At 36.0% G+C, this 23,742-nt stretch carries 24 protein-coding genes; 21 read left to right on the top strand and 3 right to left on the bottom strand.

Features of this window, described 5'->3' with window-relative positions:
- Window position 1 precedes the first annotated feature (1 nt).
- Window positions 2-598, bottom strand: coding sequence for a recombinase family protein (locus RBU59_RS07935; RefSeq protein ID WP_308147341.1), 597 nt, complete (start codon window positions 596-598; stop codon window positions 2-4).
- 384 nt (window positions 599-982) lie between these two features.
- On the opposite strand from RBU59_RS07935, the gene RBU59_RS07930 reads away from it, so the two are divergent.
- The 16 genes from RBU59_RS07930 to RBU59_RS07855 all read left to right on the top strand — a co-directional run bounded on the left by RBU59_RS07930 (window position 983) and on the right by RBU59_RS07855 (window position 15,297).
- Entirely contained in the window at window positions 983-1,402 is a 420-nt protein-coding gene (locus RBU59_RS07930) for a hypothetical protein (protein ID WP_308147340.1), read from the top strand.
- Window positions 1,403-1,442: 40 nt separating this feature from the next.
- Complete coding sequence (locus tag RBU59_RS07925) at window positions 1,443-1,727, top strand: hypothetical protein (protein ID WP_308147339.1); 285 nt, start codon at window positions 1,443-1,445, stop codon at window positions 1,725-1,727.
- A gap of 341 nt (window positions 1,728-2,068) precedes the next feature.
- Window positions 2,069-2,713, top strand: coding sequence for a HEPN domain-containing protein (locus RBU59_RS07920; RefSeq protein WP_308147338.1), 645 nt, complete (start codon window positions 2,069-2,071; stop codon window positions 2,711-2,713).
- 115 nt (window positions 2,714-2,828) lie between these two features.
- On the top strand, window positions 2,829-3,233 hold the full coding sequence (locus tag RBU59_RS07915; RefSeq protein ID WP_308147337.1) for a hypothetical protein: 405 nt from the start codon (window positions 2,829-2,831) through the stop codon (window positions 3,231-3,233).
- A 187-nt stretch (window positions 3,234-3,420) separates the two neighbouring features.
- Window positions 3,421-3,903, top strand: a complete 483-nt coding sequence (locus tag RBU59_RS07910; RefSeq protein ID WP_308147336.1) for a hypothetical protein — start codon at window positions 3,421-3,423, stop codon at window positions 3,901-3,903.
- Between the two features lie 192 nt (window positions 3,904-4,095).
- Window positions 4,096-4,698, top strand: coding sequence for a recombinase family protein (locus tag RBU59_RS07905; RefSeq protein ID WP_308147335.1), 603 nt, complete (start codon window positions 4,096-4,098; stop codon window positions 4,696-4,698).
- A gap of 277 nt (window positions 4,699-4,975) precedes the next feature.
- A complete protein-coding gene (locus RBU59_RS07900; RefSeq protein WP_308147334.1) occupies window positions 4,976-5,542 on the top strand; it encodes a leucine-rich repeat domain-containing protein in 567 nt (188 codons plus the stop codon).
- Window positions 5,511-6,392, top strand: coding sequence for a hypothetical protein (locus tag RBU59_RS07895; RefSeq protein ID WP_330698501.1), 882 nt, complete (start codon window positions 5,511-5,513; stop codon window positions 6,390-6,392). Before RBU59_RS07900 ends, RBU59_RS07895 begins: the two co-directional genes overlap by 32 nt.
- Window positions 6,393-6,482: 90 nt before the next feature.
- On the top strand, window positions 6,483-6,653 hold the full coding sequence (locus RBU59_RS07890; RefSeq protein WP_308147333.1) for a DUF255 domain-containing protein: 171 nt from the start codon (window positions 6,483-6,485) through the stop codon (window positions 6,651-6,653).
- 38 nt (window positions 6,654-6,691) lie between these two features.
- Complete coding sequence (locus tag RBU59_RS07885) at window positions 6,692-8,584, top strand: thioredoxin domain-containing protein (RefSeq protein ID WP_308147332.1); 1,893 nt, start codon at window positions 6,692-6,694, stop codon at window positions 8,582-8,584.
- 390 nt (window positions 8,585-8,974) lie between these two features.
- Window positions 8,975-9,568 (top strand): DNA-3-methyladenine glycosylase, encoded by a 594-nt coding sequence (locus RBU59_RS07880; RefSeq protein ID WP_308147331.1) that lies wholly within the window; start codon window positions 8,975-8,977, stop codon window positions 9,566-9,568.
- 224 nt (window positions 9,569-9,792) lie between these two features.
- Window positions 9,793-10,485: an iron-sulfur cluster assembly scaffold protein gene (locus RBU59_RS07875; RefSeq protein ID WP_308147330.1), complete on the top strand. Its 693-nt coding sequence runs from the start codon at window positions 9,793-9,795 to the stop codon at window positions 10,483-10,485.
- Between the two features lie 18 nt (window positions 10,486-10,503).
- Window positions 10,504-11,514, top strand: a complete 1,011-nt coding sequence (locus RBU59_RS07870) for a GGGtGRT protein (protein WP_308147329.1) — start codon at window positions 10,504-10,506, stop codon at window positions 11,512-11,514.
- A gap of 218 nt (window positions 11,515-11,732) precedes the next feature.
- Complete coding sequence (locus RBU59_RS07865) at window positions 11,733-12,584, top strand: hypothetical protein (protein ID WP_308147328.1); 852 nt, start codon at window positions 11,733-11,735, stop codon at window positions 12,582-12,584.
- A gap of 129 nt (window positions 12,585-12,713) precedes the next feature.
- Window positions 12,714-14,192 carry a leucine-rich repeat domain-containing protein gene (locus tag RBU59_RS07860; RefSeq protein WP_308147327.1) on the top strand — a complete coding sequence of 493 codons (1,479 nt, stop codon included), beginning with the start codon at window positions 12,714-12,716 and terminating at the stop codon, window positions 14,190-14,192.
- A 223-nt stretch (window positions 14,193-14,415) separates the two neighbouring features.
- The gene (locus tag RBU59_RS07855; protein ID WP_308147326.1) at window positions 14,416-15,297 is read left to right on the top strand and encodes a transposase; all 882 of its coding nucleotides are present in this window, start codon (window positions 14,416-14,418) and stop codon (window positions 15,295-15,297) included.
- 126 nt (window positions 15,298-15,423) lie between these two features.
- On the opposite strand, the gene RBU59_RS07850 is transcribed toward RBU59_RS07855, so the two are convergent.
- Complete coding sequence (locus tag RBU59_RS07850; protein WP_308147325.1) at window positions 15,424-15,642, bottom strand: hypothetical protein; 219 nt, start codon at window positions 15,640-15,642, stop codon at window positions 15,424-15,426.
- A 660-nt stretch (window positions 15,643-16,302) separates the two neighbouring features.
- On the bottom strand, window positions 16,303-17,331 hold the full coding sequence (locus tag RBU59_RS07845; protein WP_308147324.1) for a substrate-binding domain-containing protein: 1,029 nt from the start codon (window positions 17,329-17,331) through the stop codon (window positions 16,303-16,305).
- Between the two features lie 674 nt (window positions 17,332-18,005).
- On the opposite strand from RBU59_RS07845, the gene RBU59_RS07840 reads away from it, so the two are divergent.
- From RBU59_RS07840 to RBU59_RS07820, 5 genes are all read left to right on the top strand, one after another.
- A complete protein-coding gene (locus RBU59_RS07840; RefSeq protein WP_308147323.1) occupies window positions 18,006-19,688 on the top strand; it encodes a glutathione ABC transporter substrate-binding protein in 1,683 nt (560 codons plus the stop codon).
- Between the two features lie 221 nt (window positions 19,689-19,909).
- Window positions 19,910-20,830, top strand: a complete 921-nt coding sequence (locus RBU59_RS07835) for an ABC transporter permease (RefSeq protein ID WP_308147322.1) — start codon at window positions 19,910-19,912, stop codon at window positions 20,828-20,830.
- Between the two features lie 10 nt (window positions 20,831-20,840).
- Window positions 20,841-21,743: an ABC transporter permease gene (locus tag RBU59_RS07830; RefSeq protein WP_308147321.1), complete on the top strand. Its 903-nt coding sequence runs from the start codon at window positions 20,841-20,843 to the stop codon at window positions 21,741-21,743.
- A gap of 11 nt (window positions 21,744-21,754) precedes the next feature.
- Window positions 21,755-22,753 (top strand): ABC transporter ATP-binding protein, encoded by a 999-nt coding sequence (locus RBU59_RS07825; RefSeq protein ID WP_308147320.1) that lies wholly within the window; start codon window positions 21,755-21,757, stop codon window positions 22,751-22,753.
- Entirely contained in the window at window positions 22,753-23,730 is a 978-nt protein-coding gene (locus tag RBU59_RS07820) for an ABC transporter ATP-binding protein (protein WP_308147319.1), read from the top strand. Before RBU59_RS07825 ends, RBU59_RS07820 begins: the two co-directional genes overlap by 1 nt.
- Window positions 23,731-23,742: the final 12 nt, after the last annotated feature.

The raw sequence follows: 23,742 nt of genomic DNA, 5'->3' as shown, positions 1-23,742 counted from the left end.
CCTATACCTCCATCGTTTTAACCAGTTTGTAAAAGGTAGTCTTGCTCATATTAAGATTAGTAAATGTTTTTACTGCTGTCTGTGTTCCGTTACGCCATTTAACTACCTCAGTATCAAAGCCGGGAGGAGCTACTGCAGCGGGACGCCCGAATTTAACGTTGTTCTGCTTAGCAGCCCTAATTCCCTCAGCCTGAGAGTCCTTGATTTTACGGCGGGTCTTATCTGAAAGGTACGCCAAAAGCTCAAACACGATGCTGCAAATCAGGCTCTTTTCTAAATCACTTTTATCGGCGGTATTAAGAATAGGTGTATCTAATACTATAGTATCTACGCCCATAGCCTGTAAATCATGCCATTCCAGCTTAACACCATCATAGTCACGGCTTAAACGGTCAAGCTCCTTAATTACTAATACATCACCTCTGTGTAGCATCTGCTCTTTTAAGGTCTTATAACCTGGCCTGTCAAAGCTTTTCCCAGAAGCTTTATCTGTAATAATGTCTCTGTCTGTTAATCCGTATGCTGTAAGTGCATCCAGCTGGCGTTGTAGGCTTTGGTCATTAGATGAGACTCTTGCATAGCCATAGGTTCTACTCATAATCTTTATCCTCCCTTAAATCTGATTTCCGTAAAAAGTTTTATATCTGTTTATGAACATCTTAATGACTGCAAACTTCTTCCCGTGATACCAGCGTTCCATAAAGTATACTTTACGGAGCACCTTAAAACTAATCACATTTCCGTTCGTAAAGTTTTATTGGCCTATATACAAACGTTCGCAATTTCAATATACATTTACGTCTGAACTTTAGCACATTATAAGCAGCTGGAAATCTTTAGTCAAGCACTTCTTCCCGTGGTGGCCGGGAAAAACACCTTATAGGGTTGATTAACTTATTTTACTACTTTGTTATAAAGCTATATTGATAGATATATTGTGTTGGATTATAATGGTAATTAACAAACATAATGGAGGTGCAATATGATATTCAGATTTACGAAACAACTAAGATGTATGGACGTTAAATTAGTACAACTTATGGGTGATACAGTAGTATTTATAGAATCTATTGTATTTCGAAAACAGTCAGCCAGAAATATAGAAGATATACTCCTTAGCAGCGTGAGGGGTGATAATCAGGAGTTGATAATTGATGAAATTAACATATCTAAAGATAACTTTAAAAATTTAGGTGATTATCATTACAAAATTAGTTTTATTACACTGAACGATTTAGGAGGGAATGTTGTATCTGCCGTTGAAATTGTATTAGGAAACGTAGATTTGCGTTTTAAGTATGATAATGTAAAGTTTGATGAAAACGATGTTACAATAAGTTTGGCACATATGATGGTATTTCCAGCCGGGACTAATACTGTTAAAGAATTAGAAGATGAATAATGTATGGAAAAATTAATTTATTAAAGGGGAAATATAGGATATGGATAATAAAATAAAGTTGCTTTCTAAGCTTGCAAAAAGAGAAGAAAATGCAATAGGACAAGTGGGATATGAAGTGTTAAAATTTGCTGCTATAAGCTTAATGGATTATATGGGTTTGGAGGAAAGCGAGTACGTAGTTCTGTTAAAAGAGTTAAGTAAAGAAGGATTAATTGAGATGTATCCTCTGCAATGTAAAGATATCCATTCTTCAGCAATTGAAATAACAGACGATGGATTAAACTTCTTGGAAGCTAACAGAAACAAGAAAAAAATAGGATTTTAATAAAGATTGTACTTACTTTCATTATTAGGTTTTATTCGATGCCACTGGCTTTGTGGCTCATTAATAGTTAAATACAATTAGACTATATTAATGCCCTATAGCTTTGTGTGGTGCCGATAGGAAGTTTTCTTAGAATGACACTCCAAACCAGCCATTTTAGATATACTCTAAACTGGCTCATGAAATAAAAGTCAGATGGCACTATTATTCTTCAATTGTTGTTGAAAGGTTATAGCAATTAAGATTTCGTTGAGTAAATTGTATCACATTGAAAAATAATATTTATTGCTGTTTACAAAAACAGTATAATATGTAAAAACATATATTTTAGGAGGATTTAAATGCCATCCAAAGCATATCAAAACTTTCAAACGAATTTACAACAAGTGGACAGGTTATTGGAAACTTACGATAGAGAATTGGCTAGAAAAATAGGAAAAGGAAAGAGAAGTCTTGACCATTTAACAAGAGCTGGTCTGGTATTCCTATGTTCATCATTTGAAGTGTATGTTGAGTCTTGCATAATGGAAAGTGGAGACATAGTTGTAAAATCAATAAATGCACCAAGTGAGTTTCCGAGGTCAGTAAAGAAGAAGATTTCAGATGCTGTTAAGAAAGAGAAAAATGAATTATCACCTATACTATTTTTTGATGACTGGAAAAAGTATTACACTGACTTAATTTACTATGATACAAAACATTTGAATACTCCAAAAATTGATAATATTAAAGAACTTTTGCATAATTATTTTGGTATTCAGAACTCAGATATTGATGATAGTGTTTTTCCTTTTAATAATGTTAACGATATAGTCTCTGCAAGAGGAGATGTTGCACATAATTTATTTGGTGATAAATATCTAAAAAGAGCTACACTTGTAGAGTATAGAGATACGATAAAAGCAGTAGTTACTGAAATTGATAAGATTTTATATAGTAAATTACCAAATACAATAAAGAAAAAACCTTGGAAAAATACATACTAAGTTAGATAAGTAATGAAAAGCAGATTGATGAGTACCATAATATTTACATTTTATTGTTGATAGGTGGATAATATTGGACTATAATAGACTAAAAAACACATAGGGGAATAAATAAATGACACTTAACGAATATTTAAGTATTATAGCTGATTCTAACGTAGAAGATTGGATATATGACGATAATCGGCAAAGCTATTTGTATAAGCTGGACATATCTATTATGATGTACGTGAAATATGATGAGGAAGATAAAGAATTTCCTGAGGAATGGGTAAAGAATTTTCCATCTGAGACGGCGTATGTTCATGTTGTTGAATTTCACTATAATGGCAGTAGAATAGATGATTTCTATACTGCTATTGTGGATGGATGCAGAATGTGTATACCTTATCCAAAATTTCAACAAATGACAATAACTCAACAGCAATACAGAATTGGAAGAATAATAAATATTCCGTACTGCGGAGCGTGTGACAGATATGATGAATACATTAAAACAGCAGGAATTACTGTTAATTAATCTTATTCTGCTAAACTGAATGTGAGGTTTTATCTGCTTAAAGAGTATCTCGGTAGCATATTGTCTGGGATACTCTTTTGTGCTTAAGCGGACTCTCTCCGTGGTGGTACAAAGAACGCCTATTAAAAAAATGATTGGGGGAAAATAAAGTGATAGTACAAGACGCTCTAAAGAACTTGGAGGTATTATGAATATTATAGATTATGTATCAGAAACATATTCTGATAGAGAGTTTATATTTATTAAAGGCCATTTGTATTTAGAAGGTATAATGAGTGAGTTAATAAAAAAACTGTATCCTAATCCTAATTCTTTAAACAATATTGATAATTCTTTTTTTAAAAAGGTTAAATTAATTAGAGCTGTTAATGGAATTACAGATGAAATGGAAAAACTCTTACTTGAAGTTAATAGTATAAGAAATAAAATGGCTCATAATTTGCATTATAAACTTTCGTTTGATGATTTTTTTGAATTGGTTTTATTATCAGTAAACGCTCATATAGATTATTCTGATGATGGAATTTTTAAAGACAAAGAATATTCAAAGAAAGAATATTTCGAAAATAGTAATTTTGGGGTACAAGAATTAATGTCTAACACTTTTTCAAAATTAGTCGATAACGAAAATATGTTTTCTATATCTGAAATATCTAGTTTTCTTTGCTAATATAAACGAAGGGTATAATTAGGATATTCAGTTAGCCGTTATTCAGTGCAAGATGTCGGCTCTTGTTTCATGTTCAGTTGCATTTATCAATACTCCATATGTATACGATAGCAGGATTGCTTTTTGATGCTAGGCCATTCATGGTTTATGATATTAAAACAATCAAAAGCTGTTATTAGGAGGATTTTTGTAATGGAGTATGCTTATGTAAGAGTGTCATCGAAGGAGCAAAACGAAGAAAGACAATTAATGGAGATGAGTGAGCTTAATATACCAAGTGAGCGGATTTATATTGATAAGCAGAGTGGCAAGGATTTTAAAAGAGAACGTTATCAAGACCTTTTAAATGCACTTCACAAGGACGATTTAATCTATATTTTAAGCATTGATAGACTTGGGAGAAATTATGCAGAAATACAGAACCAGTGGCGTATCATTACTCAAGAAATCGGTGCAGATATAATTGTTATTGATATGCCGTTACTGGACACACGCAGAGGTAAAGACTTGATGGGAACCTTCTTAGCCGACATTGTTCTCCAGCTTTTAGCTTTTGTGGCTGAGAAGGAATACGAAAACATTCATACACGCCAAGCACAGGGAATAGCGGCAGCCCGTGCTAAAGGAGTACGATTCGGGCGACCTATCAAAACCCCACCCGATGATTTTGGAAATCTGGTTAAGCAATGGGAACATGGAGAACTGCTTTTTAAGGATTTATTAGAGAAGACTGATTTAAAAGAAGCCACATTCTACAGGCGTTTGAGAGAACATCGAGTAAGTAAAAAGAAATAGTTTGCTATCAGAATGTGTACTTTTTGATAGTTGGAACCGTTTCTAAAATTATACCAAAAAGTTAGTGAAAATACAAATATTTTCCTTAAATATATAGTATACGACAATAAAACCCTATGAAGTCCTATCAATTATTTTCTTTTGATAGGACTTCATAGGGTTTTATTTTATATTTGGGCTAATTGAAAAAAGTACACATGTTGGTAGTTGTCATAGTGACAGATGGTTCACTTTGTTGTACGGCATTTAATAAATATTTATTGGAGGAGTAATTATTATGAGTAAGAAAGTTTTATCAATAGTAGTGGCACTATGTATGGTTTTGGGGATTGTTCCATCGTTTACTTTGCCGGCGAAAGCAGCGACAAGTGACTTTAACATTCAGGATGGCGTTTTAGTTTATTACGGTGACGAATTTGGAAGCCCAGGGCCAGAAAACGTCATCATACCAAACGGGGTAACCGAAATTGGAAAAGGCGCATTTTATAGTCACTATGAGATAACATCGGTATCCATCCCTAACAGTGTAAAAAAATTAGACGAAGAAGCTTTTTGGGGATGTTCTTCATTAGATAGCATTGTTGTTCCTAGTTCAGTAACTTCTATTGGTAAGTATGCGCTCGGTTATGAGCGTGAAGGACAATTTCATTCACCTATGAAAGAATTTGTGATTAAAGGTACTGCTGGTTCACAAGCACAAGTTTATGCAATAAAAAATGGTTTCAAATTTGCTACATTGCCTAATTCAAATACTACTGTCAGCACACATCCATACGCTACTGCATTAAGTGCCTATTTCAAGGATGCGGCAGGTGATGCTGAGGCTTGGATTATGGAGCGATAAAACTGTACGTGATACATTGCTTGATAGGACTCATCTTGGTAAAATTGTTATTGGCAAAACAAAGGGTAATGGACATAAGAAAAGACCGAAAGATGCTGATGGTGTTGTTATGATAGACCAGAAGGATTGGAAAGAATACCAAGGTTTACATGAGGCCGTTAAAACTCAGGAGGAACACGATTTTATTCTAATGCATTTAGCGAGAAAAACGAAGATGGTGAAAAGGTCAACATCAAAGACTATTTATCCGCTCACAAAGATACTAAAATGTGGTTTATGCGGGCATTTCTTAGGTTTTCAGCAACGCCAAGAAAGACCAGTTGAAGTTCGTAAGTGTTGGTATACAGACCCATATGGAGTCAGATGTCCTAATATGGCTGTATCTATGGTTCAGATTAATGCAGCCGTACAGCAAGCAGTTGAAGAACAAATCAGAGATGTTGAACTAAAAATTACAAGCGTGGATGCAAACCGAATTGAACACTTGAAAAATAAGCTGATAGAACTGAATAGGGGTGTGACGGCTAAGGAGCGGGCATTAGAGAAAGAACAAAAAGCTTTTCAGGCCGATATATATACTGTTGATGAGTACAAAGCTATCGTATTAAAATTAAAAGGCTCCATTACTGCTCTGAATAATGAAATTGTTGCAACCAAAACAGAAATAAAGTTTTTAGAGGAGTCTTCAAGTGCTGAAAAGCTTAATGTTTTATTGGAGTTTAAGCGACTAATAGTCAACCCTGATTTAACATATGAAATGCAGAATGAGTTATATAAAACAATACTCGAATGTGTTGAATATAAAAGGACTGAAGCAGGCGGCATTGAACTGAATATCTTGTTCAAGTAAAAAATAAAGGATACTGTAAAACAAGCAGTATCCTTTATTGATTCGTGGATATACTAAACCTATCCTAAATATGAAAGGAGTTGATATTAAATGACAACTACTGTTAAGAATAAAGTACCCAATAGATTAATACATGAAAAGTCGCCTTATCTGCTACAACACGCCTATAATCCAGTTAAATGGTTTCCGTGGTGTGATGAAGCTTTTGCAAAAGCAAAGGCTGAGAATAAGCCGATTTTCCTTTCTATTGGGTACTCCTGACGTGGGTGCAGTAAACTGTTTGTCATTGGTGCCATGTTATGGCACATGAATCTTTCGAAGATGAAGAGGTAGCAGCTTATTTAAATCGTTTTTTTATATCAATTAAAGTAGATAAAGAAGAACGTCCTGATATTGACAGTATTTATATGAATATCTGCCAGAATATGACCGGCAGCGGAGGCTGGCCTCTTAGTATATTTATGCTCCCCAATCAGAAACCTTTTTTTGCCGGTACCTATTTTCCTAAAAGAGCAAAACATCATATGCCGGGATTGCTGGATTTACTAGAAGCAGTAGAAGAAAAATGGGAAAATAACAAGGAGGTCTTAATTAAGGCCAGTGAAGAAATTACGGATTCCCTTAAACAGGAATTAAATAAGAAAACTAATGATCTTAAAGTATCGAATGAATCAATAAAAGCTGCCGCTGCTCATTTAATCAGTTCCTTTGATAAGTCGTACGGCGGATTCGGCAGAGCTCCTAAATTTCCCACACCTCATAATTTAATGTTTTTATTAAGGTTTTTCTACTATGAACAAAATCAGGAAGCCCTAAATGCAGTAGAAAAAACACTGGATAGTATGTATCAGGGAGGAATCTTTGACCATATCGGATATGGATTTTCCAGATATTCGACGGATTCCAAGTGGTTGGTACCTCATTTTGAAAAAATGCTGTATGATAATGCACTTCTAACTCTTACTTACATGGAAGCATATCAAATCACTAAAAAAGAACATTACAGACTTATAGCCGATAAAACCATGGAATATGTGTTAAGAGAACTTACCTGCGAAGAGGGTGGTTTTTATTGCGCCCAGGATGCTGACAGCGAAGGGGAGGAGGGTAAATATTATGTATTTACACCGGAAGAGATAATTGAATTATTGGGGGAAAAAGAGGGTAACTATTTTAATGAATATTTTGGCATAACAAAGAGGGGGAATTTTGAGGGCAGAAGTATTCCAAACCGTATTCAAACCGGAATAGCATCTGAAATAAATCAATTTGCATCACATAGTATAACAGATTTCATGGAAGATGGAAGAATTTCTGGACTTAGAAAAGTTGTTTATGAGTATCGGTTACGTAGAATGAAACTCCATAAAGATGACAAAATCCTGACCTCCTGGAACGGTATTATGATTGCTGCATTTGCAAAAGCTTATCAGATAACAAGGGAAGAGAGGTATATACAGGCAGCAGAAAAAGCAAATAAGTTCTTACAGAATCATTTATGCAAAGAAGATAAATTATTTGTTCATTACCGCGATGGAGTTGCCAGCGGGTTAGGCCATATAGATGACTATTCCTTCTACAGTTATGCATTAATCAGTCTGTATGAAGCTACTTTAGAGATAACTTATCTGGAACAGGCAAACCGCTATATCCATGTATTAATAAATAAATTTTTTGATGCGGTTAATGGAGGCTTTTATCTGTACGCAGATGATGCAGAAACTTTAATTCACCGGCCGAAAGAATTGTATGACGGTGCGATTCCCTCAGGTAACTCGGTAGCAGCTTATGTTTTACTTAAACTGGCATTTTATACAGGCGATTCCGATCTTATGAAAACGGCGGAAAAACAGATGAATTTCATCGCAAAGGGGATTGCAGATTATCCAAGTGCTTATTGTTTCTCTTTAATGGCTATGATGCAACTGGTTTATCCCACCAGGGAGTTAATCTGTATAATTCCGGATGAAGATAATCTAAAGGATATAAGAGATATATTATCCAAGCATTTTCTTCCTGACGTCACTGTTATAGCGTTAACAAAGCAGAACCAGGGCCGGCTTATCCGATTCGCAGAATATACCAAAGAATATGAAGTGAGAGACAAACCTTGGTACTATTTGTGTGAGAATCATACCTGCAGGTCACCTTTAATGGATAGTAATGAAGTGGTAAATTTATTGATTAATTAACTATAAATGCAAATAAAATTATAATATTCGGTTTACAATATAAATAGCTGTAGGCTAAAAGCAGCTCCTTCATCCTGATTGTTGTGGAGAGAAGCTTTTGGTGCTGCGGCTTTGTTAATTTCAGCAGATATAAGTTTTTATTAAATGTAAAACCTATTCACGTATTTATATGGATTCATTATTTATGACGTACATATTGTTACATTTTGACATCGGGAAGTTAATTTTATATAATAAGTATAAAAAATCAGAAACGGCTTTGTTTAATAGCTCGAATGCTAAACCTAAGAGTTCACTGTGCAAGAGCATGTACGAGTTGTATCCCGAATTCAATAATTTGTTGGTTCCATAATTGATATAATAATTAGTTAATAATAAGGAGATGAAAGAATGATTTTAAATAGAGATTTTTATCAAAGAGATGCAGTCACTGTTGCCAGGGACCTTTTGGGAAAAGTACTTGTCCATGAAACAGAAGAGGGAATAACGAAAGGAATCATTGTTGAGACAGAAGCGTATATGGGAACGAAGGATGCTGCAGCCCACTCCTATAAGAGTAAGCCTTCCGGCAGAACGAATGTACAGTATAAAGAGGGCGGATATGCGTACATATACCTGATTTACGGTATGTATTACTGTATGAACATTGTAACAAATGAGATTAATGTTCCGGAAGTAGTATTACTGCGGGCTTTAGAACCTGTAGAGGGGATTGAATTAATGCAAAAAAGGCGGGGGACGGATAAAATCAAAAATCTGTGCAGCGGTCCGGGTAAACTTTGCGGTGCAATGGGTATCAGGACGGATAATTATGGTATGGATTTATGTCACAGTCAGTTATATCTGGAGGATAAGACTTATCCTAAACCTATTGAAATTCTTGCATCGAAAAGGATTAATATTGATTATGCGAAAGAAGCGAAAGATTACCTATGGAGGTTTACCATTAAAGATAATAAGTATATATCGGTTAAAGTCAATTAAACCGGATAGACAGAACAGATAGCTGAATAATCTTTCAAGACAGGATAAATATAAGATTGTTCATAAAAATTCAACCCATAAACTGGCATGACATTTTTCATAATTTTTTTTAAAAACTATAGACTAATTTGTATTTTTATGAGAAAATAAGTGCGAGTGCGATGTTAAAATAATAACATACCGCTGACAAGTAATTATTTATGTACATTGAAAGGAGTCTAGACATGATTTATTCACATGAAGTAGAAACGATGTGTCCAGTTGCGCAGGGCGTAAACCATGGAGCAGCACCTATCCCGGAAGAAGCAAAATGGGTACAAGCAAAAGAAGTAAAGGATATTTCCGGTTTAACACATGGTGTTGGCTGGTGTGCACCTCAGCAAGGTGCTTGTAAATTAACATTAAACGTAAAAGACGGTATTATCCAAGAAGCATTGGTTGAAACAATCGGATGTTCAGGTATGACTCATTCTGCAGCTATGGCAGCAGAAATTCTTCCTGGAAGAACCGTTTTAGAAGCTTTAAATACAGACTTAGTTTGTGATGCTATCAATACAGCTATGAGAGAACTTTTCTTACAGATCGCATATGGTAGAACACAAAGTGCTTTCTCCGAAGAAGGCTTACCAATCGGAGCAGGTCTTGAAGACTTAGGAAAAGGTTTAAGAAGCCAGGTTGGTACAATGTACGGTACATTAAAGAAAGGTCCTCGTTATCTTGAAATGGCAGAAGGTTATGTAACCGGTCTTGCACTTGATGAAGAAGATTTAATCATTGGTTATCAGTTTGTTAACCTTGGAAAAATGACTGACTTTATCAAAAAGGGTGATGACCCGGCTACTGCTTATGAGAAATCTAAGGGACAATACGGCCGTGTTGCTGATGCTGTTAAGATCATTGACCCTAGAAAAGAATAATAGAGGAGGATACATAAAATGGCTTTATTTGAATCATATGAAAGAAGAATAGACAAAATTAACGCAGTATTAAACAGCTATGGAATTGCTTCCATTGAAGAAGCTGAAAAGATTACAAAGTCAGCCGGACTTGATGTTTATAATCAAGTAAAAGGCATTCAGAATATTTGTTTTGAAAATGCATGTTGGGCTTATTTAGTAGGAGCTGCAATCGCAATTAAAAAAGACTGCAGAAAAGCTGCTGATGCCGCTGCCGCAATCGGTGAAGGCCTTCAGGCTTTCTGTATTCCAGGTTCTGTTGCTGACCAAAGAAAAGTTGGTTTAGGACATGGTAACTTAGGAAAGATGTTATTAGAAGAAGAAACCAAATGTTTCGCATTTTTAGCAGGTCACGAATCTTTCGCAGCTGCTGAGGGTGCTATCGGTATCGCATTATCTGCTAACAAAGTTAGAAAAGAGCCATTAAGAGTAATCTTAAATGGTCTTGGTAAAGATGCTGCCCAGATCATCTCCAGAATCAATGGATTTACTTTCGTAGAGACCCAGATGGATTATTATACAGGAGAAGTTAAGGAAGTATTCCGTAAATCTTACTCCAAAGGTGACAGAGCAAAAGTTAACTGCTATGGTGCTAATGATGTAACAGAAGGTGTTGCTATCATGCATAGAGAAGGCGTTGACGTATCTATTACCGGTAACTCAACAAATCCTACCAGATTCCAGCATCCGGTTGCAGGAACTTATAAAAAAGAATGTGTAGAACAAGGCAAGAAGTATTTCTCCGTAGCTTCCGGTGGTGGTACAGGAAGAACACTTCATCCTGATAACATGGCAGCAGGTCCTGCTTCCTACGGTATGACAGATACTATGGGTAGAATGCACTCCGACGCACAGTTCGCCGGATCTTCTTCCGTTCCTGCTCACGTTGAAATGATGGGTCTTATCGGTATGGGTAACAACCCTATGGTCGGTGCTACCGTTGCTGTAGCAGTTGCAATTCAAGAAGCAGCTGACGCAAAACGTTTCTAGGAAACGTTTATAAATTCTAATAAAATGTTTTATTTTAGGGGATTTCGTGGGTCGTAGGATGGCTTGCGGAGTCCTCTTTTTTTGTCTGCAAGACTCGTAAAAGACACTTACAAGCCACACAAGCCACACATGACAATTATGGTAAAATAACAGTAGTAAATGTAATAACGGCAAATGATTTTTATTTTACAGGGAGTACAACGTTAGAAAAAGGCTTCATGGAATATTGTGACGATAATAATTATACAAGTAGTTTTTACTATTTTGACGATATGGATGGGGACTATAATATTAAATCCAACCGTGGCATTAAAATAGGCTCATCAAAAAGTGAAGTAATAAAGAAATATGGGTATGCAGTGAAAAAAGAACTTAATCCCCAAAATGATATAGCAGCGAAATTTGTAAAATTGAGAAATGATGATTTAAATGGCTTATATGAACTTTATTATAATCGTTCAGTAGACTATTATGAATACTCCTTTAAGAAAAATTCAGATACTTACAGAATTAGGTTCCTTCTAAAAGACAATAAAGTTGGCTTGGTTGAATTGACTAAAAATGCACAAACATTTCCAGTGCCGACAGAGACAGAGACTAAAACAGAGACCGCAGAAAACAGCAAGGATGCTGTCTATGTAGAAGTCGAGTATATGGGAGCAATTTGGGATGATTCAACAAATAAATTAGATTTAACCACTGCTTTCCAAGCAGTAATCAGGTCATATTCTGCTGATATTATAAAGATAAGAGAATCTTATACGAAAGATACTTCGAGTTCAAGTTATGATTATTTAGTATATCAAGGAACTAGTAAAACATTAACAATTCCTGAGAAAATTAATGGTGTTACAGTAACTGGGTTTACTGCACATGGTGAGTCAGCTGGCGATTCCTATTATGATGGTGTAGAGACTTTGGTTCTTCCAAGTACAGTAACATATTTTTGTTGGGTTATTACAAATCCAGATTACGGCGACTTGAGAAAAGTAATATTTAAGAATAGCAAAAAGAACGTAGAAATAAAGAACTCAGCACCTAAAGGTATTGAGGTTGAGTTCGCCGAATAAAAAGAATTGAAAATAAAAAATTAAAATGTGGATATATGTGTAATATGTCTCTCATTAAAAACCATGTATCAAAATATCAATTTGAGCAAACAGTATTATTAGAAATAATACATGTTTGGAGGGATATTATTGAAAAAAAAACGGAGTATCTTTTTTTCAAGTTTATTTGTTTTATTGTTATTTCCCATTCAGTTAAATGAAAATGCAGAAGGTCATACTATTATAAAGTTTAGTTCTAACCATAGTATCGTTGAAGATAGTAAGGAAGTTAAATTTCCTGATAAAAATTTGGAGGAAGCAGTTAGGGAAGCAATAAATAAACCTAACGGGAATATTTATGTAGGTGATGTAAAAGAAATTGAGGAATTAATTGCTAATAATAAAAATATTTCTGATTTGGAGGGTATCCAGTATTTAACTGGTCTAAAAAAGTTAAATCTGAAGTTCAACGACATTCAAGATATTAGTTTGTTAAGTAACTTAAAAAACCTTCAATCTTTACATTTAGGTTATAATAATATTTCAGATATAAGCCCGTTAGAGAACTTAATTACCCTAACGGATCTAAATTTAGAGAGCAATAAGATATCTGATATTGATAAACTTAGTAAGTTAGTTCAATTGGAATTTTTAAGTTTATACAATAATAAAGTGAGTAATTTACGACCCTTGAATACATTGGTAAAGATGAAGGATATAAATTTATATATTAATAAAATTCAGGATATAAATCCTTTAGGTGGATTGGTAAACTTAGAAAGTTTATCGTTAGGAATGAACCAAATATCAAATATTGAATCTATAGAGAGCCTAAACAATCTAAAAACATTAGAATTAGCCGAAAATAATGTTTCTGATATTGAGCCTTTAAGTAAGCTTACCAAATTAAATGATTTATATTTATACGGAAATCAAATAACCGATATTAAACCTTTAGGTTCATTAAAGCGTTTAAAATATCTTGACCTGTCAAATAATAAAATAACTGATGTAAGTGGATTAAGGTTATTGGAGAACTTAAAGCGTTTGAGTATAGAGAACAATGAATTAGATGATGTAAAAGGACTTGGTTCATTAAAAAGTATGGAATCCTTAGTATTATCTAATAATCAGATTAGCAACATAGATGAATTAGGCTCATTGAATAATTTGAAACTATTAAAAGTCAATAATAATAAAATTAGAGATGTTAAAAGTTTAGGTAAATTGAGAAATTTAATGGTTGTAGATATATCTCAAAATCAAATTAGTGATATTACTCCTTTAATGTTGGTGGATGCATTAGCTCTAACGAATATCAATTTTTCTGATAATCCATTACCGAAATATGTATTTGATGATAAGCTATATCAACAGTTCATACTTTCTATGCTTTTCCCATATATAGAAAAGTCGATTCAAAAATACTATGGTGAATTTAGACAATATATGAATGAAGGTATTATAGATATAGAATCTACTCAAGATGGCTTAAAAATAAAGGTTGTATTAAGGACATTTGTAGGACCACATAACCCACCATATGGGTTAGATACTAATACTTTCGTCAAAAGTGGTTCTGAAATAAAGGAAGTAGATTTTAATCATCAAGATGTAAAATTTCCATAACTTAAAAGAGGATGTTAAGAAACAGCCTTTAATATATTAATGGTAATGTCTATTAAGAACAATAAGAGTGATAGTTCACAACTTTTCACAAAAGTAAACAAAATATATAACAAATGGGGCTTTTGCAAAATAGCTAAATAAGCTATGGGGCAAAAGCTCCTTTTTATATTAGTAATGGAAAAAGCGGATTCCGAAGAATCCGCTAAAGTGGTATAATTAAGTTATGTCAAGTAAAATAATTAACCATAAAAATTATACCGAATTTAGAGAAGTTTATCAACTAAAACTTCCATTGGAATTAGATGGACTTGTACCAGACAATGATTCCGTCAGACTGCTAAGCCGCATATTGGAGGAATTAAATTACGATAAATTATATCAGGCTTACTCTGCAAAAGGCAGAAATCCAGCAGTTGATCCAAAGACCATGTTCAAGATACTTGTTTATGCCTATTCCCAAGATTTATACAGTACCCATCAGATTGAAAATGCTTGTCGCAGGGATATTAACTTTATGTGGCTGCTTGCAGGTCAGAAAGCACCGGATCACTCTACTATCGCACGATTCCGGCAAAAATACTTGTCGGAATGTATGGAAGATCTCTTTTATCAGTTCATTCAAAAGTTACATGAAATTTGTGAAATACCTCTGAAAAACGTTTTTATTGATGGAACAAAGATAGAAGCAAACGCAAATAAATATACTTTTGTATGGAAAAAGGTCATTTGTAAGAATGAAAGTAAGATGCATCTGAAAGTTCAAAAACTGTTTACTTCCGTATGCCAGAGTTATCTGACGGACTGTTCTTTTGATAAAAAATCTCCATTAGATTCTATGACGAAGCTAAAAGACTTTCTGGAATTAAAGAAACAAGAAGAGGGTATCGAGTTCATTCATGGAATTGGGAAACGAAAAACCCAGTTACAAAGGTGGTATGATACGCTTTTAAAATACATAATCCGCCAGAAATCCTATGATTACAGTAATAAGCAGCTTGATAATCGAAATAGCTATTCAAAAACGGATCCAGATGCTACCTTTATGCATATGAAAGAAGACTCATCTTCCTTGCAGATATCCAGCATAGCATCTGCCAAAGGTTGATATTTCCAAGGAGAATCTTTTGTTTTCAGGTAATTGTTGAATGCCTGTCTGGAAACTCTAAGCATTCTGCAATAAAAAGAAATTTTGCCTTAATCACGCCGTCTTCGGTTTTGATTGCAATAAACATTAATCTCTGTTTTTTGCTGACTTCCGACGGCTGGCTGCGAAAAAAGCGCTTGCTTCTTCAAGAAATTCGTTTTCTTTCTTTAAGCGGCGAATTTCTTTATCCTGCTCTTTAACGTGTTTTCTGAGCTCAATGAGTTCTTCGTTAAGGGTCAGTGCATTATTAGGTGTATGAACTGCTTGGTTTGCACTGAGGCGCCTTCTTTGTAGGCTTTTATCCAAGTGTACATAGTACCCTTTGGAATCCCTAATTCGTTAGCCGCTTTATGCCCACCGATTTCCTGGGCAAGTTTTACAGCCTGAGTTTATACTCGTTGTCATAAGATTTTTGATTACGATTTGTTGCCATAATATTTTCACTCCTATTCTCTTTTAATTATATATCAAAATTCTTGAGAATAGGGTGTCAACTTTATTTATACAACATCAATTTACGCAAGGAAAGTTAGCTTTTTGATACAGGAGATATTTATAAAGAATATAGAATATATTATAAGCGACCATTGAGACTAAAATGATAGAGGCATTAACGAATCAGTAAAATGGATAATAAGCTAAGGAAAAGGTTTAGCAACCATTTTCCTTAGTCTTAAAAAAAACCCCATGCATTGGTGGGCGCATAGGGTACATTTTGGGATGTTATACTGGGCATATAACCTACGTATTCTAACATAATTTACCAATAATGACAATGACAAATTTGACCAAAAATATAGTAAGTTTATAAATAAATATATAAACTTTATAAAAAAGTAGACAAATTAATCAAAAATACATGATAACTTAACAAAAAAATCATAAGATATTATTATTTTAGTGAATTATTACCTATGGCTGAAATGAATTTATAAATGAAATAATAAATTGGATTACCTGTTTTTATTATTGATTCTGATCATATCTCCTGGCCTTGCCTGTATCATCAATTAGATAAACTTCCGTATATAGTTCTTTTGATTCCAGATCATCATAAATTACTCTTTGGTCCGTTAATAACCTATATGTGACATCGACACCCAATTCACCCATTTCAAATGGCTGCTGTGCGATGGTACCTTGCATCCGGCCTTCTTTAATTGCAGTTATCGCTGACGGATCTCCGTCGAAACCTATTACCATAATCTGACCTATCTTTCCTGCTTCTTCAATTGCCTGGGCTGCACCTAATGCCATTCTGTCATTTTCGGCGAATACTACTGCTAAATCATCACCGTAGGCGGCTAAAATTTTTTTCATTGCATCATAAGCCTGAGTAGTTTCCGAATTTGCCGTAACTTCTGCCACAACCTTATATCCGTTTTGAATCATGGTATCTTTAAAACCCTCCCCACGGCGTCTGGCATGAATGGCAGTTTTCTCAACTTTAATAATAGCAGCATTTTTACTAGTTAATGAATGTTTTCTTATTAATTCTAAAGCATACTCCCCGGCTAAGGAACCTCCGGCAAAATTATCAGAAATGATAAATGCATCCACATTGGTTCCTCCGGTACCAATATCCACGACAACCACCGGAATACTGGCATCTCTTGCCTCATTAGTAATAACAGGCATTGCATCTGGGTTAAACGGGGAGATAACCAGTGCGTCAATACCCTGGGCAATTAAGTCATTAACCCCTGCAATCATTGTAGCCGTATTGCTTTTCTGGTCCTGTGTCAGGACTTTAATGCCCAGTTCTTCTGCTTCGTTAAGAACACCATTCTGCATAGCATGAAAGAATTCATAGGAACTGTTATATACAGACCAGCCAATTGTAAATTGTTTTTCGTCGGAGGTAGATTGAACGGGTTTTTCTATACTTGACGGATTTATAGTTTGTCTATTCTCAGTGTTTCTTGCATATGATGCAAAATATAACATAAAAAGCAGAAATAATATACAAGATAAAACATTAAGAACCATTTTCATATAATACTCCATTCAGACAGTTATTATCAAGCACATTTGTAATTAACATGATTCGAGTTGTAGTTTGCTATAACTTAAAATATGCAATAATTTATTTATGTATGCTAATATCTTTGTTGTCCTAATTTGACTGGAATAGTAAACTTTATTTTTATATTTTATAGCCCGGTTAAGGTCATTTATTTCTGTACGATACATTTAATGTAGAAATAATACAAAACAATAATAAATTAGTACAAAAAACAATAAAAAACAATTGACAACAAAATTGAAATGTGATAGAATAATAACAACTTAAAGAAAAGTATTTTTTATTTTATGCAATAAAACTGAGGGCAATAACAAAATGCACGATGCGATGAAGCAGATTATAAAAAGTACTTTTTTTTGCGCTATTATATGGCAATTTTTGTAACTTATTATTAGGGAAAAGGAGATAAGTGTAAAGAAAAAAACATCTTTACACTGGAAGAACATGGAAATGAGCGCAAAGTGTACATATTCCAAGCTTCTTCTCCTGTTATTTGTGACGCCGTAATGCGGCGTCATGTCGGAAAGGTTGAAAGAAAATCACTTTCAATCTCCAAAATTTGTGCCAGTGTAAACGAAGTTGTTTAGCATATTTGGTGCAAATTTCAGATGCGCATAAAACATGCGCAGGAATGGAGGGAATTATGAAAAACTACAAAAAAATTTTGGCACTGCTCCTAACAGCTGTTATGGTAATATCGCTGGCAGGATGTAAAAGCAAAAGCACATCAACGCAGGGCAATAATGACGTAAAAACTGCCAATCAGGGAGCAGGCACTACAAAAGAAGCTGATACGGCACAGGAAACAGGGGAGCTGGTCACCGGCACTACACAAGGAGTTTCGGCTGATAATGATCTTGTAATTGCAGTGGAAACAAGTATAAGTTCCTTAGATCCCCACAATTTAAGCGATACTCTTTCAATTTCTGCAACACGAGCTATGTATGAGAATCTGGTTATGTTTGATGAAAATATGAAAATCGTTGGTCAGTTGGCAGAAAGTTATGAAATTTCAGATGATTCTCTTACATATACGTTTCATTTACGTAAAGGTGTTAAATTCCATGACGGTACGGATTTTAATGCAGCGGCAGTGAAAGCAAATTTTGACCGTTTTATGAACAAAGACAATAACCTGCGTATAAGAGGCCGTTTTATCTTAACAGAGGGTGATGTGGAAACAGATCGTATAAAAAGCATTGAAACACCGGACGATAATACGGTAGTGTTTCAATTATCAGCTCCTTACAGTCCGTTTATCAATAAACTTACTTTGGTTCCTATGATCAGTCCGGCCGCAATTGAGAAATACGGTAATGACGGTTTGATTACCAATCCGGTAGGAACCGGCCCATATATTTTTAAAGAATGGGTGGAGGGCGATCACATGACAGCAACAAAGAATCCGGATTATTGGGGAACGAAACCGGGTGTTGATTCCGTAACGATGAAAGAGGTACCGGAAGCCGGCTCCCGTACGGCTATGCTGCAGACCGGCGAGGCAGATTTTATCTATCCCATGCCCTCTGATCAGATTTCAGCAGTGAAAACAACCGGCGATATCACCGTTAATGCTACGACATCTACAATAATGAGATATGTAACTTTAAATACTAATCTTAAAGAATTAAGTGATGTTAAAGTACGCCAGGCAATGAATTATGCCATTGACCGCAATGCTTATGTTCAGCTTATGTATGCGGGTTACGGTGCACCGGCTACTTCCGTTATGGCACCATCTATTTCCTATTACAGTGAACAGCCGGCATATGAATACAACCTGGATAAAGCAAAATCCTTACTGGCGGAAGCCGGTTATCCGGATGGATTTAAATTAACTCTTTGGGGAGATAACTCAACTCAGGAAGTGAAAGGTATGACCTTTATTAAACAGCAATTAGAACAAATCGGAATTGAAGTTGAAGTAGTTCCTATGGAACCGGCAACCGTTTCAGATAAAATATATGTACCGTTAGAAGAGGCTAAAATCAATATGTGGTATGTAAACTGGTCTCCGTCTTCCTGTGATGCGGATGGTGCGATGCGTGCTTTATTCTATAGTAAAATGTGTCCTCCGACCAGCGCAAATACAGCATATTACAACAATACAGAAGTAGATAAATTATTAGACCAGGGTATTTCATCCGCTGACCCGAGTGAATTAACCAAAATTTATGCAGAAGCACAATCAACTATTTGGAAGGATGCACCTTGGTTATTTTTAGGAAATGATCAAAACATCTTTGCTAATAAAACCTACCTTACTGGTGTAAGTGTTGCACCGGACGGAGCAATTAATTTCGCAAATGCTACCTTAACTCAGTAATAATGATCGGAGTGTCAAAAGTCCAATATAAGGTTTTAATTGAGTGCTGTATTCATTAAATCAACAGCAATACTGCATTTTGATACTCAAAGCGATTATCTGGTGTAAAAGAAAAAAGAACAGTGATGTTCACGGAGAAAACTGTCAGCTGCATCTGTAATAGATGGAATGAGACAGTTTTCTTCGTAAAAGAATATCCGTTAAAGGATGGAGGAAAGTTCATGGGACGCTACTTAATTAAAAGGGTGCTTGGAGCGATACCGTTATTATTGGCAATTTCCTTTCTTATATTTATGTTTATCCACTTAATCCCCGGAGATCCGGTACGGCTTATTGTAGGGTATGAGGCCACTCAGGACGAGGTGGAGGTGGTGCGGGATACATTGGGTCTAAATAAACCATTGCTGGTACAATACATAGACTATATGAAGGGATTATTTACCGGAGACTTAGGAAATTCCATTAAAAGCGGGATGTCTGTGGCAGAATTAATCGGGCCGCGTTTTAAACCCACTATCACACTTACTATATGTGCCATGATATGGGCCGTGTTAATCGGTGTACTTATTGGAATCTTGTCAGCGGTTAAGCGCGGTAAACTCTTAGATTATATTGGTATGGTTACGGCTATTTCAGGAATTTCCATACCAAGTTTCTGGTTAGGGCTTGTTCTGATTCAGATATTTTCCGTTAAGCTTGGCTGGTTTCCTACCGGAGGCCTTGACAACTGGAGGGGATATATTCTTCCGTCTTTTACCATGGGAGCAGGTATTATGGCAATTTTAGCCCGCTTTACCAGGTCCTCCATGTTAGAAACACTGAGGGAGGATTACGTAAGGACGGCCAGAGCAAAGGGATTAAGAGAAATTCTTGTAATAGGAAGACATGCTTTTAAGAACTCTTTAATCCAGGTAGTTACCGTAGCTGGTCTGCAAATAGGAGGATTACTGGCAGGTTCCGTACTGATTGAAACCGTATTTTCGATTCCGGGTCTCGGCAGACTATTAGTTGATTCCATAGGTTACCGGGATTATAAAGTGGTTCAAGCTTTGCTGCTATTTTTTGCAGTAGAATATATTCTTGTAAATCTGGTGGTTGATTTATTGTATGGTGTACTCAACCCTAAGATACGTTATGATTAGGAGGTTCACTATGTCTGATAGTAAGAAAATAAAACCGGATAGCAGCTTTGCAGAAGATGGCTTGCTGCCAAAACCAAAAAGTAAAGTCAAGGAATTTATAAAAAAGTTTAGAAAAAGAAAAACAGCTGTAATTGCGTTAGGTTTCATTTTGCTCCTTGCCGCAGCCGCTATTTTAGCGCCTTTTATTGTACCATATGATCCGGCAGCTGCAGATTATAACAATCTGCTTAAGGCTCCCAGTGCCAGCCACTGGTGGGGAACGGATGAGTTCGGTCGGGATATCTTAAGCCGACTTCTGGTGGGAACCCGTTTGTCCTTATCTGTTGCTTTAAGTGCCGTTGGAATAGGTGCTTTCATTGGTATCGTATTAGGACTGCTGGCCGGATTTTATAATGGATGGATTGAAACGGTTGTTATGCGCGGTTCCGATATTTTGTTTTCTTTTCCGGATATCTTGCTGGCGATTGCCATTGTAGCCGTTATCGGACCGGGCGTTATTAATGTGGTAATTGCAGTAGCCGTTTTTACAGTTCCCTCGTTTGCACGAATAATGAGAAGTGCTACCTTAAGTGTTAAAGAAGCTCTGTACGTGGAAGTGGCAAGGTCTGTCGGCTGTAAAAACGGACGTATTCTGTGGGTTCATATCTTTCCCGGTACAATCCAGTCTATGATTGTAAACTTTACCATGCGTATCGGAACCGCTATTTTAGCAGCAGCTTCGTTAAGCTTTCTGGGCTTTGGTGCCAATGTCACCGAACCGGACTGGGGAGCTATGCTGTCTCAGGGACGCAATTACTTAAATACGGCCCCCCATATTGTTTTGTTCCCAGGTATTTTAATATTCCTGACCGTCCTTGCTTTTAACCTGCTAGGGGATGGATTAAGGGATACTTTGGATCCGAAAATGTATTAGGAGGAGAGAAAATGTCAGATAAGTTATTAGAGGTGAAAAATCTCCGTACGGAATTTAGGCGTGATAAGTCCATGGTAACGGCAGTGAAGGACGTTTCTTTTACCATACAGAAAGGAGAAATTCTGGGCCTTGTAGGAGAATCCGGCTGCGGCAAATCCGTAACCTCCCTTTCTATTATGGGTTTATTAATCGACACCCCAGGAAAAGTGACGGGCGGAGAGATTTTATTGGAGGGTAAGGATTTATTAAAAAGCAGTGACAGTGATATGCGTAAAATCAGAGGCAGTAAAATGGGTATGATATTTCAGGAGCCAATGAGTTCCTTAAATCCTTCCATGAGAGTAGAAACCCAGTTAATTGAGGCAATCCGTCTGCATAAACCTTTAAGCCGCAAAGAAGCAAGAATACACAGCCTTACCATGCTAAAATCAGTTGGGATACCTGATCCGGAGACTACGTTAAAAAGTTATCCTCATCAATTATCAGGAGGTATGAGCCAGCGTGTGGTAATTGCCATGGCCATGTCCTGTGATCCAAAGCTTTTAATTGCAGATGAACCAACAACTGCTTTAGATGTTACAATCCAGGCACAGATTCTGGATTTAATGCTTATGATCAGAAAAGAAAAAAATACCGGAATATTATTAATTACCCATGATTTAGGTGTTGTGGCTGAGATGTGTTCCAGAGTTATTGTAATGTATGCCGGATCTATTGTGGAGGAAGCCCCGGTGAATGAATTATTTGCAAATCCGAGACATCCTTATACCAAAGGATTAATTGCATCGGTACCAAAATTAGGTTCTAAGGTAACCACACTGCCCTCCATCCCCGGCAATGTTCCGGATCTTTCCGTTATGCCAAAAGGCTGTAAATTTGCACCACGGTGTCAATATGTTATGGACATTTGCAGAATTAGGGAACCGGAGCTTACAAGCATTGATGGGGACCCTGTGCAAAAATGCCGCTGCCATTTATTAAATATACAAATTAAGGAGGAATCAAATTAATGAGTACTCCCTTGGTATCCGTTAAAAATGTAACAAAAACGTTTCAGGTTTCCAAAGGTTTTTTTGCTAAGAAAAAGTATGTTCATGCTGTTAATGATATTTCTTTTACTATTATGCCGGGTGAAACCTTTTCTCTGGTTGGGGAATCCGGCTGTGGCAAATCCACTACCGGCCGGTTGCTAGACCATTTATTAACACCGGACGAGGGTGAAATCTGGTTTAATGGGAAAGAAATAGCTAATATTAGTGAGAATGAAATGCGTCCGCTTAGAAGAGAAGTACAGATGATTTTTCAGGATCCGTATGGATCTTTAAATCCCAGAATGAGAATCGGTGACCTAATAGCAGAGCCGTTATTAATACATACGGATTTAAGCGCCGGTGAGAGGCTTAAAAAAGTACAGGAACTTCTTGAAATAGTAGGGTTAAATACCATGTATTATGAACGTTATCCCCACGAATTCTCAGGTGGGCAAAGACAGCGTATCGGTATTGCAAGGGCACTTACTGTCCGGCCGAAATTGGTGATTGCTGATGAACCGGTATCCGCATTGGATGTATCCATTCAGGCGCAAATATTAAATCTTCTAAAAGAACTTCAGAGAGACTTCAAACTGACTTACCTGTTTATTTCCCACGATTTAAGTGTAGTCGAGATGATATCGGACCGTATCGGGGTTATGTATCTGGGAACCATAGTAGAGACAGCAAAGAAAGAAGAATTATATGAAAACCCCAGGCATCCTTATACCAGAGCCTTATTATCCGCTGTACCGCTTCCGGATCCCACCAGAGAGAAGAAACGTATTCTTCTATCTGGTGATCTGCCAAGCCCTGTAAATCCTCCCTCCGGATGCTTATTTCATACCCGCTGCCCACATTGTACGGAACTTTGTAAGATGCAGAAGCCCGAAGTGAAGATGGTTGGAGTTAACCATGCGGTTAAATGCCATTATCCTGACTTGTCTGAACAGTAATAAGTTGAAATA

Source organism: Anaerocolumna sp. MB42-C2 (assembly GCF_030913705.1).
Classification (GTDB): domain Bacteria; phylum Bacillota; class Clostridia; order Lachnospirales; family Lachnospiraceae; genus Anaerocolumna.
The sequence above is the reverse complement of the archived record's forward strand: the minus strand, read 5'-3'. Positions and strand labels throughout refer to the sequence as shown.

Excerpts from the sequence above, each read along its gene's own strand:
- RBU59_RS07915 (WP_308147337.1), top strand. The coding sequence starts at position 2,829 with ATGACACTTAACGAATATTTAAGTATTATAGCTGATTCTAACGTAGAA.
- RBU59_RS07855 (WP_308147326.1), top strand. The coding sequence starts at position 14,416 with ATGTCAAGTAAAATAATTAACCATAAAAATTATACCGAATTTAGAGAA.
- RBU59_RS07920 (WP_308147338.1), top strand. The coding sequence starts at position 2,069 with ATGCCATCCAAAGCATATCAAAACTTTCAAACGAATTTACAACAAGTG.
- RBU59_RS07910 (WP_308147336.1), top strand. The coding sequence starts at position 3,421 with ATGAATATTATAGATTATGTATCAGAAACATATTCTGATAGAGAGTTT.
- RBU59_RS07845 (WP_308147324.1), bottom strand. The coding sequence starts at position 17,331 with ATGAAAATGGTTCTTAATGTTTTATCTTGTATATTATTTCTGCTTTTT.
- RBU59_RS07865 (WP_308147328.1), top strand. The coding sequence starts at position 11,733 with ATGGAATATTGTGACGATAATAATTATACAAGTAGTTTTTACTATTTT.
- RBU59_RS07820 (WP_308147319.1), top strand. The coding sequence starts at position 22,753 with ATGAGTACTCCCTTGGTATCCGTTAAAAATGTAACAAAAACGTTTCAG.
- RBU59_RS07835 (WP_308147322.1), top strand. The coding sequence starts at position 19,910 with ATGGGACGCTACTTAATTAAAAGGGTGCTTGGAGCGATACCGTTATTA.
- RBU59_RS07875 (WP_308147330.1), top strand. The coding sequence starts at position 9,793 with ATGATTTATTCACATGAAGTAGAAACGATGTGTCCAGTTGCGCAGGGC.
- RBU59_RS07905 (WP_308147335.1), top strand. The coding sequence starts at position 4,096 with ATGGAGTATGCTTATGTAAGAGTGTCATCGAAGGAGCAAAACGAAGAA.
- RBU59_RS07900 (WP_308147334.1), top strand. The coding sequence starts at position 4,976 with ATGAGTAAGAAAGTTTTATCAATAGTAGTGGCACTATGTATGGTTTTG.
- RBU59_RS07935 (WP_308147341.1), bottom strand. The coding sequence starts at position 598 with ATGAGTAGAACCTATGGCTATGCAAGAGTCTCATCTAATGACCAAAGC.
- RBU59_RS07885 (WP_308147332.1), top strand. The coding sequence starts at position 6,692 with ATGGCACATGAATCTTTCGAAGATGAAGAGGTAGCAGCTTATTTAAAT.
- RBU59_RS07825 (WP_308147320.1), top strand. The coding sequence starts at position 21,755 with ATGTCAGATAAGTTATTAGAGGTGAAAAATCTCCGTACGGAATTTAGG.
- RBU59_RS07890 (WP_308147333.1), top strand. The coding sequence starts at position 6,483 with ATGACAACTACTGTTAAGAATAAAGTACCCAATAGATTAATACATGAA.
- RBU59_RS07925 (WP_308147339.1), top strand. The coding sequence starts at position 1,443 with ATGGATAATAAAATAAAGTTGCTTTCTAAGCTTGCAAAAAGAGAAGAA.
- RBU59_RS07930 (WP_308147340.1), top strand. The coding sequence starts at position 983 with ATGATATTCAGATTTACGAAACAACTAAGATGTATGGACGTTAAATTA.
- RBU59_RS07870 (WP_308147329.1), top strand. The coding sequence starts at position 10,504 with ATGGCTTTATTTGAATCATATGAAAGAAGAATAGACAAAATTAACGCA.
- RBU59_RS07880 (WP_308147331.1), top strand. The coding sequence starts at position 8,975 with ATGATTTTAAATAGAGATTTTTATCAAAGAGATGCAGTCACTGTTGCC.
- RBU59_RS07840 (WP_308147323.1), top strand. The coding sequence starts at position 18,006 with ATGAAAAACTACAAAAAAATTTTGGCACTGCTCCTAACAGCTGTTATG.
- RBU59_RS07830 (WP_308147321.1), top strand. The coding sequence starts at position 20,841 with ATGTCTGATAGTAAGAAAATAAAACCGGATAGCAGCTTTGCAGAAGAT.